Consider the following 11,944-nt stretch of genomic DNA (forward strand, 5'->3'; position numbering starts at 1 on the left):
CCTTTTTAAGTATTTTCGTTTGAATTAGAGAACTAGTCTACTAATTTAATTTCAACACGTCTGTTTTGAGCTCTACCCTCTCTTGTGCTGTTATCAGCGATTGGGTAATCTTCACCAAATCCAGCAGATACTAATCTTGAAGAATCAATTCCTGATTTAACTACTAAGTAGTCTAATACAGCCTTAGCTCTTCTTTCAGATAATCTTTGGTTTAATGAGTTAGATCCTGAACTATCTGTGTGACCTTGAATACTAAAGTTAGCTTTAGGATATTCTTTCATCACCTCAGCGATTAAGTCTAATTTTCCAGTAGTACCAGTTCTAAAAGTAGCTTTACCAGTGTTGAAGTAGATAGCTCTTGCGAACTCGTTCAATCTCTTGATAGCTTCTTCTTTGATTACTACTTCAGGACATCCGTTGTTAGATGCAACGCCAGCTTCATTAGGACACTTATCGTCTTTGTCTAATACTCCGTCACCGTCAGTATCTGGCCAAGGACATCCGTTGTTAGCAGCTGGACCAGCAGTGTTAGGACACTTATCTTTTCCGTCTACAACACCATCTCCATCAGCATCTGGACAACCGTTGTTTGCTTGAGTTCCTTTTTCAGTTGGACAAGCATCATCTTTATCAGCGATACCATCACCATCTGCATCAGGACATCCGTTTAAAGCAGCTAAACCAGCAACTTCTGGACAAGCATCATCAGAATCTTTGATTCCGTCACCGTCAGTATCAGGACATCCGTTGAATTCTTTTAATCCTGCAACTTCTGGACAAGCATCATCTCTATCGTATACTCCGTCACCGTCAGTATCTTTTCCTCCGAACTTGAATACTAAACCAAGTGAGTGTTGGAAGTGATCTCTAATTTTATCAGCAAATTCTTTCTTTCCTCCAGTTTGGAACGATAACCCTAAGTTGTCATTAAACCAAACGTTGAATCCAGCACCTGCGTTTAAAGTTCCTTCTCCTCCTTCAACAAAATCACCGTCTATCATTCTACCAAAATCAGTGTAACCACCTCCTAAATATACGAAAGGATCCCACCAACCTGTATCTCCGAACAGACCGTTTAAGTCGTACTTCACGTTAGCATCGATAGCCCAGTAAAGTTGATCAATATCATCTATTGCAGCATACGTTTTAACTTTATTTAACGATCCTGCAAATTGTAAGGTAAAACCGCTATTCAAATACTTTTCAACAGTAATTCTTGAAATTGAAGGTAATGTATTACTACCCCACTCTCCAGTACCGATATAATCCTTAGCATAATCTGCAAATTCTGTAGGGATTCTAACATCTACCGTGTTGATTCCAAAACTAACCGCCCATGGGTTGTCTGAATCCTGTGCGCTAACGTTTACAGCAGCAAACGCAAATAAAGCCATCACAGCTAATTTTAATTGTTTCATTATTAAAAATTTAAATTAAAAGTTCGTTTATATATTACGCAAATGTAAGTTGTTAAAACTTATTTACAAAAACAAATCTACAAAAACTTATAAAAAAAGCAAGTTTTTAGGCAACATATTTATATTACGTTTAGCTCTTTTCCTACTTTAATAAATGCATTTATAGCTTTGTCTAAATGTTCTTTTTCATGAGCTGCCGATAATTGCACACGAATTCTAGCTTGTTCTTTTGGCACTACAGGATAGAAAAAACCGATTACATAAATGCCTTCTTCTAACAACTTATTTGCCATTACTTGCGACAATTTTGCATCATATAACATTACTGGTACAATAGCTGCGTCTGCCCCTACTAAATCAAACCCTGCTTTTTCCATTTCTACACGGAAATAATTGGTGTTCCATTCTAGTTTATCTCTTAAGCTGGTATCGTTTGATAATAAATCGAATACCTTTAGCGATGCTCCTACGATAGCTGGCGCTAAGGAATTTGAAAACAAATACGGACGAGAACGCTGACGTAAAATTTCAATGATTTCTTTTTTACCAGTAGTATATCCTCCCATGGCTCCACCCAATGCTTTTCCAAGGGTTCCTGTAACAATGTCAACACGGTCCATTACATTTTTTAACTCTACCGTTCCGCGGCCTGTTTTACCAATAAATCCAGCAGCATGACATTCATCTACCATTACCATAGCATCGTACTTATCTGCCAAGTCACAAATCTCGTCTAATTTTGCTACGATACCATCCATAGAGAAAACTCCATCAGTTACAATAATTTTAAAACGGTGACCTTGTTTATTTGCCTCAATTAACTGCTCTTCTAAAGATGCCATGTCATTATTATTATAACGATAACGTGCTGCCTTACACAAGCGTACACCATCAATAATTGATGCATGATTTAAACTGTCGGAAATAATTGCATCTTCTTTGGTTAACAAAGGTTCAAATACTCCTCCATTGGCATCAAAAGCTGCCGCATATAATATGGTATCTTCTGTGGTGTAAAAATCGGCAATTTTTTTCTCTAATTGTTTGTGAATATCTTGTGTTCCGCAGATAAAACGAACCGACGACATTCCAAACCCGTGTGTATCCATCGTATCTTTAGCTGCTTGAATTACTTCTGGGTGATTTGACAGCCCTAGGTAGTTGTTGGCACAGAAATTAATTACTTCTTCTCCTGTAGAAATTTTAATGACTGCATCTTGAGACGACGTGATAATTCGCTCTGATTTATATAATCCAGCATCTTTAATATCCTGAATTTCTTGTTGTAGGTGTTCTTTAATTTTTCCGTACATAATTAATGTTTGAAAGTTGTTTGCTATAAAAGTCCAAAGTTAGTTGTTAAACTTCTTCAACCAAAATTTCTTCATCAATATATACGAGTATTTTTTTTACTACTTTAATATTCATCGACTTTAATACGCGTTCATACCTTAACAGTTGCTGATGGTGCACGTTCGATTGTTTTCCTGTCTTGTAATCTATTATAGTAGCCTCACGTACTGCATTAAAAACCAACCTGTCTGGAATTACAATTTGATTGTCTACATCTACAATTTCTCTTTCATTAAAAACTATTACTTCTTTTGAAAAGTATTCTTGTAATTTTGGATGATTTACAATTCGTTGCATGTCTTTAATAACTTCGGATGATTCTTTTTGCGGTAATACTCCTTGTTGCTCATACTCAAACACTACTTTTTCTATATCGTCTTCTGTAACCACCTTCGCCATCATTTCATGAATTAAATTACCAAACTCAATCGCTTTTCCTTGCTCGGTATCCCATAACTTTGAGGCACTTGCTAACATATAAATATTGTGTTCTTTCCAAGGTGTGGCTATGAATTTTTCTTGAATTTGAATTTCTGATATCGGTTCTTTGGGAATGCTTACTCGTCGTTTATTTCCGAAGGAAAATTCTAAAACATCATTGCTCCATTTACCTGTTTTTTTTAGATAATTGATAAATACTCCTGAGTAGAAGTTCGTGTTCTCTTCTCCTTTAGAAGACATCTTCTTTTCTGTAACAATATATAACTGTTCAACTGCCCTTGTAAGGGCAACATATAACAGGTTAAAATTATCTAACTCTAACTCTTCTCTTTGTTGTTGATAGATTTCCGAACCGCTGTCATTTACATAATTCAGCTCTCTTGTAAAAGGAACTAACAATTCTGTAAATCCATTAAAACTATCAGGCAATTCGTTTAGCCAAACTTTCGGATTTACTTGCCGATATACATCTAAATCGTACGGAAAAATTACCACAGGAAATTCCAATCCTTTCGATTTGTGAATGGTCATTACCTGCACTGCATTTCCGCCTTCGGGAGCTACAATACTTAGTTTGTCTTTTTTTTCTGACCAGAAATCCAAAAACTCTTGAATACTGGTGCCTTTTCGTTGTTGCTCTAATACTACATCTAAAAAGAATTGCACATAGGCATCGGAAGCACTGATTAACTGAAAGCCTCGAATAATTTCCTCGACTTTTTCATAAAAAGGCAACTGATAAAACGTTGACAGTTCAAAAGAAGTTCCGTAGTTTTTTAACTGTTGAAAAATGATTTCGTTAGTGTTGTATATCAATTCAGCAATAAAAGAATGAGTATCTTCAACTACCTTTAAATGCTCGTGCAAAAAATAAAGGACTTCTAAGCAGGTTTCTTTATCGTTCGGATGTTGGATGACTTGCAGAATATCGATTATAAACTTGACTTTTGAACTATTTTCTAACAACAGGGTTTCTGAAGAAATAATGGCTACTCCATTTTCTGACAAATAATTTGCTACTGCAATTCCGTCTTTCTTCTTACGAACTAGAATACAAATTTCATTCAATAAAAACTGAGTTTCTAGATTTCTAACAAGCTCTAAAACCTTTTTCGGGTATTTTATCAGCTCTTCTTCTTTGTCTTCTTCCTTTTCTAAAAAGTGAAGCGATACGAAACCTCCTTCTTTTGTAGTTTTTAATTGTTTATTTCCTTCAATGAATAATTGCTGATACGATTCGTTTTGTAAGAAATTGGCGGTATGCTGAAAAAACTGATTGTTAAAATCTATGACCGCTGCATAACTTCTAAAATTGGTTTCTAAAATTTTTATTTCCTTCTGAATTTGAAAAGGATTGTCTGATAGCGACCCTAACCCGATAAACTGTTCTGATTTTCCGCCACGCCAACGATAAATAGCTTGTTTCCCATCGCCTACAAGTAGCAAATTACTGTTTTCCTGTGCTAGCGCATTGTCTATTAACGGAATTAAATTTTGCCATTGCAAGGTCGATGTATCTTGCATTTCATCAATAAAGTAATGCATAAAACGTTGCCCGATTCGTTCATAAATAAATGGAGCGGGCTGGTCTTTAATATTCTCAGAAATTAGTTGGTTGAACTCCGCATTTAATCGTAAATTATTTTCTTCTTTTAAGTGTGTTAATTCTTGATTGATATTGTTTAAAACTGCTAATGGAATAATACTTTTCAGTGCTAGTTTATTCAGCGTAAATTGCTGATATAAGCGTTCAGACTCCGCATACAACTGAAGTAACTCGGGTAAAATCCCTTCAATGGCAGATTTGGTATTTTCTGCTGTGGATTTGGAATAAAATGTGCCTTCTTCAATTCGATCTTTCAGTTTGCTTTGGTCAAAAAATTTTGCTGCTTCTGGATTTTTAGCCAATGCTACAAAATGATTGGGCAACATCGAACGATAAAAATCTTTGGAGTTTAATTGTACGTTTTCGATTGCTTGTAACCCTTCTGCTCCTATTTCTTTCCAACGCTTTTTTATTTGCGCTTGATGTTTTGATAACTTGGCTTTTAAATTCGTGAAATCAGCTAATTGTTTTTCAGCTAATTTTTTAAAATGTTTTGTATCCTCTTCATTCAACAAAATCTTAGCGAACTCATTAAGTTCACGAGAAATATCCCACGACTTATCATAGTCTGCTTTGTCAAGTGAAAAATCAATCAATAATTTGGTTAACGCCTCATTGCTTCCTATTTTAGAAATCAGTACATCTACCGCTTCATTCAATAATGAAACAGCATCCATTTCTACTTCAAAATTGAGTGGTAAGCCTAAATCATATGCAAAACTTTTAATGATTTTATGGGTAAAGCTATCGATGGTGGTAATTGAAAACGCAGCATAATTTCGAAGGATTTCATCGAGTATTTTTTTACTTCGTTCTTTTATAACCGTTCTGTCTAGCGATGTTTCTTGCAAAAGAATTTCAATTAAATCATTGGTTTCTCCTTCTGAAAAAACTTGCAAATTATGCAGCACACGCTCTTTCATTTCGCCTGCAGCTTTGTTGGTAAAGGTAATTGCCAATACTTTTTGAAAGCGAAAAATATTTTCAGATAGTAGTAAAACTTTTAGGTATTCTTTTACCAAGGTAAAGGTTTTACCACTACCCGCAGAAGCGTTATATACTTGAAAGGTAGTTCGTTGTTGCACAATTAATTTTTAAATACTAATTGCACGAAGTTACATAAATTGGAGATTATACCATTTATAATTTAAGATAACAATTGGTATTAATTAAACCCGCATTATGCATTAGAAAATCTATTACACAATTCGGGTTAAAGTAAGTTTGTGAAAAATTGTAACTCTTAGTTACCTAACTTTTAAACGAATATATTTGTAGTTTAACCACAAACTAATGAAATGCATAAAACAACTTTTTTATCAAAAAGAGTAATGATACAAAGAGGCAAGAAAGTTTTATAGCACAATAACAAAATACAATACGATGAAAAAAAAGGTAATTAATTTATTTAACGAACCCAATATTATACAAAATAAAGGAGTAAAGTACTCAAAATTACTAGAGCGATTTATAGAACCTTTTGTAGATAATTTTTCGGAAGTTGAATATTATGAAGATATGCTTGAGTTTGCTTTGAGCGCTTGGAACTTTAGCAACTTGGAATTACTCTTACCTAAAGATGGTTTTAAGGAGTTTATAGATGGTATTGATAATTCTATTATGGATTTAAATCTATTAAAAAAAATGATGGCCTATAAAAAAAGTCATTTTAAAGAATACACTAATTTTATTGTAGATTTTGACATTAGAGAAACAGAAGGTGACCCCATTTTATCGGTTATAACACAAAGTGAAGAAGATTTTTTGAAAAAGATGTTCGAGAACATGGAAAATGATGATGAGTCTGGCGATTTTGAAGACAATTATATCGACCGTAGTGCTATAATCGTTAAACCTTTACAGCCATTTATAGATTGGTGTTCTGATTTGTATCCTGATGATATAGAAGAAATAAAAGAACCTAGAGTCTACTTAATTAGTGAAGATATTTTTGATATAGAAAGCTGGGTTAAAAAGAAATTTAAAAAAATATTTGAGTTTGAATTAGAGTCTTGGCATGTGAATAAAAAAGAATGGCCTCAGAGACGGAATTATAAAATGTTTAAAGAATGGTTTGAAGTTGACATCTCATTATCGGTTTACGATTTAGAAAAGAAACCCGTTATTAAATAAAAATTATCAGTTCAGTTTGACTAGCTTAAAGTTCCAGTTTGTATAGATAAAGTAGCTTTAAAAATTATATCAGAAGCACCCTAAATTTACTATGGTGTAATAGTCCTAAATTACATTCTAGTTTATCTTTTGTTGCGAGAGTTTAAACTCAGTTTTACAAATAAATATTTGTTTTTCAGAGCTATCGTTAAATTCCTGTTCTTTAAAACTACCATACTTATCAATAATTGTAAAGCCATGTTGTTTCAGATACGAGTCTAATTCTTGTGGGAAATACAATCTCATGTCCAAATTTTGAATTGAATCGAACTCATTATTGATGAAATAATGCCATTCTATGCGATTAATTTGTGTTTTATTTTCATATCGCATAGATTGTTTTACCTGCACTTCTCTTCCATCAGAAGTGATATAATTAGCAATTTTCTTGAGTTCTTTCTCTCCTTCAACTATATACTGAATATTGGGGTTAAAGCAGTCAAATAAAAATATACCTTCATCTTTTAGATGATTTTTTACCGTTTCAAATACTTTAAATAAATCTTCATTCTTATATAAATGATGAATTGAATTAAATGGAATAAAAATAACATCGTATTTTTCTCTTAAATGTAAATTTCTGATGTCTTCCTTAATGAAGGTAATTTCTAATCCAGCTTCGAGTGCCTTATGCTTTGCCCGTTCAATCATAGAAGAAGTGAAATCAACTCCACAAATATTATATCCTTCTTTTGCAATCGGAATTGTAAGTCTTCCTGTTCCACAGCAAAGTTCGAGAATACGAGCATCTTCGTTTTTTGGCAACCACTTCTTATAAAACGCTAAGTCGTTTAAATTCGTGTTCATTCCATCATAAACATTCGCATCATAAATCAAATCCCCAACTTTGTAACTCTCATCCATTATATTCTCTAATTCTATATTCTAAAATACTTCATACGCTACCCCAATCCTACATCTAACGACATCATTACTATAAATCCGCCAATAAAACCTAGCGTTGCGATATCGGTATACTTATCACGTTGTGTTTCTGGAATTACTTCTTCAACCACCACAAAAATCATCGCCCCTGCTGCAAATGCTAAGGCATAGGGCAAAATAGGTGTGAAAAACGATACTGCTACCGCTCCTAAAACTGCCGCTATGGGCTCTACAATAGCCGACATTTGCCCGTACCAAAAACTTTTAAAGCGACTTACGCCTTGTCTTCTTAAAGGCATCGCGACAGCAAATCCCTCTGGAAAATTTTGAATTCCAATACCAATAGCTAAGGAAATAGCGGCGATAATCATTTCTGTTTGCTCTGCCCCCACTAACGATGAAGCCGCACCAAACAACACCCCTACAGCCAAGCCTTCTGGAATATTATGCAGCGTAATTGCCAGCACCAACAATGTTGTTTTGTGCCAATTTGTTTTTACCCCTTCTACTTCCTCTTCTCCAAAATTAATATGCAAATGAGGTAATGATTTGTCCATCCCAAAAAGTGTTAGTGCACCCAGCGCAAAACCTATTGCAGCAGGAAGTACTTTTACAAATCCTTCGCCTGGACTATTTTCTATGGCAGGTGCTAACAAACTCCAAAAACTTGCTGCAACCATTACGCCTCCTGTAAAACCCAACATTCCATCTAAAACTGCTCGGTTTAATTTTTTAAAAAAGAATACCAAACTTGCTCCTAAAGCAGTTAAGCCCCATGTGAATAGCGATGCGTATAATGCTGCCTGTATTGGGTGCTCTTTTCCAAAATTTACTAATTGATCAAATGAATCCATTTATAAAATATTGTTTTGTATACGTTAGTTATCGTGATTTTTGAATATATAAATTGCTTGCAATTTTACTCGATACCGAAAGAGTTTTACCGTCCATTTCTATGACTAAAGAACCATCGAAAGGTTCTTTTTCTATCACTTTTAGTTGTTTTCCTAAGGCTATTTCCTGCTTATCTAAAAAGCGTAAAAATTCTGAAGAACTATCGTCTACCCCAACGCATATTCCTGTTTCATTTTTTTGTAACGTAGACAATAAGCTTTTTTCTATGACTTGTAAGTTTCCTTCTTTATCTGGAATGGGGTCTCCGTGTGGGTCTCTTTTCGGGTATCCTAAAAAAGCATCCAATTCATTAATGAGTTTTGGAGATTTAATATGCTCTAACTGCTCTGCTACTTCATGCACTTCATCCCAAGAAAAGTTGAGCTTTTCTACTAAAAAAACTTCCCACAAGCGATGTTTGCGAACAATATTCGCTGCTATTTTTTTTCCAAAATCGGTTAAGGTTACTCCTTGGTATTTTTTATAGCTAACTACATTTTTTTCAGATAGCTTTTTAACCATATCGGTTACCGAAGATGCCTTTGTATCTATTTTTTTTGCTATGGCATTAGTGCTGATTCCTTTCTTATAATAGGCAGCTAAGTGATACATTGTTTTTATGTAATTTTCTTCAGACTGACTAAACATACTGTTTTTTTAGATATACAAATATATAAATTTTGATTTAATTAAACATATTTTTAGTCTTGACTAAAAATTAATTTATATTTGCATAAATTTTGTTTTTTAAAACTGTTTATCAGCAAACTATTTTAACATGAAACATCGCATTGCTTTTGTAATTATAATCGTATCGAGTATTGTAAACGGACAAATAATTAAAGGAAAAGTTACGTCCTCTTCTGGAGAGCATATTCCGTTTGCTAATGTTTTTATAAAGGGAACAGCGAATGGAACTACGACTGATGAATCTGGTTACTATACCTTAGAAGCTACCAAAAATAAATTCGTTTTAGTAGCTTCAACCATTGGTTTTTTGTCAGAAAGAAAAACCGTTACGATGCATTCTTCTGAAGAAAAAACAGTCAATTTTATACTGACCGAAACTGCTGAAATTTTAGACCAAGTTACCATCACTGGAACTCGTACTGATAAACGCAGCACTAACAGTCCCGTTATTGTTAATGTGATTAACAGTCAAACCTTGGCAGACGTTCAGGCCTGTAATTTATCGGAAGGATTAAAATTTCAAACGGGTTTACGTGTTGAAACCGATTGCCAAACGTGCAACTATACACAACTTCGTATGAATGGTTTAGCGGGTGGTTACTCTCAAATTCTAATTAATGGTCGCCCAATTTTTAGTCCGCTAACTGGATTGTACGGACTCGAACAGGTTCCTACCAATATGATTGAGCGAATAGAAGTGGTTCGTGGTGGTGGTTCTGCCTTGTATGGCTCTAGTGCTATTGGTGGTACGGTAAATGTAATTACTAAAATTCCGAAGAAAAGCAACTATAGTATTGGGTATACCTATCAAAATATCAAAGGAACTTCTGATTATATTATTGCCGGAAATGCTACCGTAGTAAACGAAGATCACAATGCTGGTGCTTCCTTTTTTATCAACAACCGAAAAAGAGGACTATACGATGCGAATGGTGATAATTATTCTGAAGTATCTGAGCTAAAAAACAATTCTTTTGGTACCAATTTGTTTTTACTTCCAACAGAAAATCAAAAAATAGAAGTGAATTTCAGCAAAATGAACGAATATCGTTATGGTGGAGAAATGGTTGATAATGCGCCTCATTTTGCCATGCAATCGGAAGAACGCGTACACGATGTGTATGTAGGAAATATTGATTATCAAATCAACTTTAACGATGATAAAAGTGCTATCATTTCGTATTTCGCTACACAACATACCGACCGAGAACATTATACAGGAATTCGCCCTGATATAAATACTCCTGAAGATACCGAACACCTAGCAAGTCCTCCGTATGGGAACTCCACCACAACGACTCTTCAAGGAGGTTTGCAATTTAACCACCGATTAGAAACATTTTTAGGAGGAAATAATGTACTAACCATTGGTAGTGAATTTGTACAAGACGATGTTTTTGATGTTATTGATGCTTATGAATATAAGGTAGACCAAGTAACTCAAAATTTCGGATTCTTTTTTCAAAGTGATTGGGAAATTAACAAACGATTAAATCTACTAACAGGTATTCGCTATGACAACCATAAACTAAATGCTTTAAAACAAGATAAAACTCAAAAAACAATTATTAACAATGTGGCTAGTCCGAGAATATCTTTATTGTTCAAGCCTTTTGAAAACACACAAATTAGAGGAACTTGGGGTACTGGATTTAGGGCACCACAAGCTTTTGACACCGATTTACATATTGCCTTTGCTGGTGGTGGAATTTCGCGTGTAGTACTAGCTGATAATCTAAAAAGAGAACGTTCTAACAGCTATACACTATCTTTTAATTACGATAAACCTACCGAGCATTATATATACGGATTCACTTTTGAGAGTTTTTACACCAACTTAAAAGATGCTTTTTATTTAGAAGCTGTTGGCGAAGATGCCTTTGGTGAGGTTTTTAAAAAAAGAAATAGTGATGGTGCCGTAGTGCAAGGTATTACCCTAGAAACTCGACTAAACTATGATGGAGTTTTACAATTAGATGCAGGCTTTACCTATCAGTCGAGCACCTACAATTCTGCAATAAACAATTCGGATGAATTACCTCTTGAAAGAGATTTTTTACGTACACCAAACACGTATGGCTATGCTACTGCAACGTATACTCCAAACCAAAAATTTACAACTGCTCTAAATTTAGTATACACAGGCAGTATGAAAGTGCTTCACTTAGCTTCTCCACTCAACTTAGCAAACGATGCGTATGTTACTTCTCCTTCTTTCTTTAATTTGGGAATAAATAGCAGTTATGTTTTTGAAATAGAAAAACTACATACAAACCTAGAGCTTACCGCTGGAATTAAGAATGTTTTTGATGCATATCAAGCTACATTTGACATCGGCAAAGAGCGTGACAGCAATTTTATTTATGGACCTGCCACACCAAGAACTGTGGTATTTGGGATAAAACTCTCTAGTAATTAATATTCAGATAACATACCGTTTGTTGATTAACGTTTAAGAAACATTCTAATAATACAATAGTAATTT

Annotated in this window: 8 protein-coding genes; 2 read left to right on the forward strand and 6 right to left on the reverse strand. The window is 34.3% G+C overall.

Going from position 1 to position 11,944, the window contains the following annotated elements:
• Positions 1-32: 32 nt before the first annotated feature.
• The 3 genes from P8625_RS10070 to P8625_RS10080 all read right to left on the reverse strand — a co-directional run bounded on the left by P8625_RS10070 (position 33) and on the right by P8625_RS10080 (position 5,903).
• Positions 33-1,418: an OmpA family protein gene (locus P8625_RS10070; RefSeq protein WP_279650331.1), complete on the reverse strand. Its 1,386-nt coding sequence runs from the start codon at positions 1,416-1,418 to the stop codon at positions 33-35.
• A 119-nt stretch (positions 1,419-1,537) separates the two neighbouring features.
• The gene (kbl, locus tag P8625_RS10075) at positions 1,538-2,731 is read right to left on the reverse strand and encodes a glycine C-acetyltransferase (RefSeq protein ID WP_279650332.1); all 1,194 of its coding nucleotides are present in this window, start codon (positions 2,729-2,731) and stop codon (positions 1,538-1,540) included.
• Positions 2,732-2,777: 46 nt separating this feature from the next.
• The gene (locus P8625_RS10080; RefSeq protein WP_279650333.1) at positions 2,778-5,903 is read right to left on the reverse strand and encodes a UvrD-helicase domain-containing protein; all 3,126 of its coding nucleotides are present in this window, start codon (positions 5,901-5,903) and stop codon (positions 2,778-2,780) included.
• Between the two features lie 298 nt (positions 5,904-6,201).
• On the opposite strand from P8625_RS10080, the gene P8625_RS10085 reads away from it, so the two are divergent.
• The gene (locus tag P8625_RS10085; protein WP_279650334.1) at positions 6,202-6,951 is read left to right on the forward strand and encodes a beta clamp domain-containing protein; all 750 of its coding nucleotides are present in this window, start codon (positions 6,202-6,204) and stop codon (positions 6,949-6,951) included.
• 117 nt (positions 6,952-7,068) lie between these two features.
• Here P8625_RS10085 and P8625_RS10090 read toward each other — a convergent pair whose 3' ends face one another.
• From P8625_RS10090 to P8625_RS10100, 3 genes are read right to left on the reverse strand one after another with little or no spacing between them, the layout of a single operon-like run.
• Positions 7,069-7,854 (reverse strand): class I SAM-dependent methyltransferase, encoded by a 786-nt coding sequence (locus P8625_RS10090; protein WP_279650335.1) that lies wholly within the window; start codon positions 7,852-7,854, stop codon positions 7,069-7,071.
• A 38-nt stretch (positions 7,855-7,892) separates the two neighbouring features.
• Positions 7,893-8,729, reverse strand: a complete 837-nt coding sequence (locus P8625_RS10095) for a ZIP family metal transporter (protein WP_279650336.1) — start codon at positions 8,727-8,729, stop codon at positions 7,893-7,895.
• 28 nt (positions 8,730-8,757) lie between these two features.
• Positions 8,758-9,417 (reverse strand): metal-dependent transcriptional regulator, encoded by a 660-nt coding sequence (locus P8625_RS10100; RefSeq protein ID WP_279650337.1) that lies wholly within the window; start codon positions 9,415-9,417, stop codon positions 8,758-8,760.
• Between the two features lie 130 nt (positions 9,418-9,547).
• Here P8625_RS10100 and P8625_RS10105 point away from each other — a divergent pair, with 130 nt between their 5' ends.
• Complete coding sequence (locus P8625_RS10105) at positions 9,548-11,878, forward strand: TonB-dependent receptor (RefSeq protein WP_279650338.1); 2,331 nt, start codon at positions 9,548-9,550, stop codon at positions 11,876-11,878.
• Positions 11,879-11,944: the final 66 nt, after the last annotated feature.

This window comes from Tenacibaculum tangerinum (genome assembly GCF_029853675.1).
GTDB lineage: Bacteria > Bacteroidota > Bacteroidia > Flavobacteriales > Flavobacteriaceae > Polaribacter > Polaribacter tangerinum_A.

Excerpts from the sequence above, each read along its gene's own strand:
- P8625_RS10090 (WP_279650335.1), bottom strand. The coding sequence starts at position 7,854 with ATGGATGAGAGTTACAAAGTTGGGGATTTGATTTATGATGCGAATGTT.
- P8625_RS10085 (WP_279650334.1), top strand. The coding sequence starts at position 6,202 with ATGAAAAAAAAGGTAATTAATTTATTTAACGAACCCAATATTATACAA.
- P8625_RS10105 (WP_279650338.1), top strand. The coding sequence starts at position 9,548 with ATGAAACATCGCATTGCTTTTGTAATTATAATCGTATCGAGTATTGTA.
- kbl (WP_279650332.1), bottom strand. The coding sequence starts at position 2,731 with ATGTACGGAAAAATTAAAGAACACCTACAACAAGAAATTCAGGATATT.
- P8625_RS10070 (WP_279650331.1), bottom strand. The coding sequence starts at position 1,418 with ATGAAACAATTAAAATTAGCTGTGATGGCTTTATTTGCGTTTGCTGCT.
- P8625_RS10095 (WP_279650336.1), bottom strand. The coding sequence starts at position 8,729 with ATGGATTCATTTGATCAATTAGTAAATTTTGGAAAAGAGCACCCAATA.
- P8625_RS10100 (WP_279650337.1), bottom strand. The coding sequence starts at position 9,417 with ATGTTTAGTCAGTCTGAAGAAAATTACATAAAAACAATGTATCACTTA.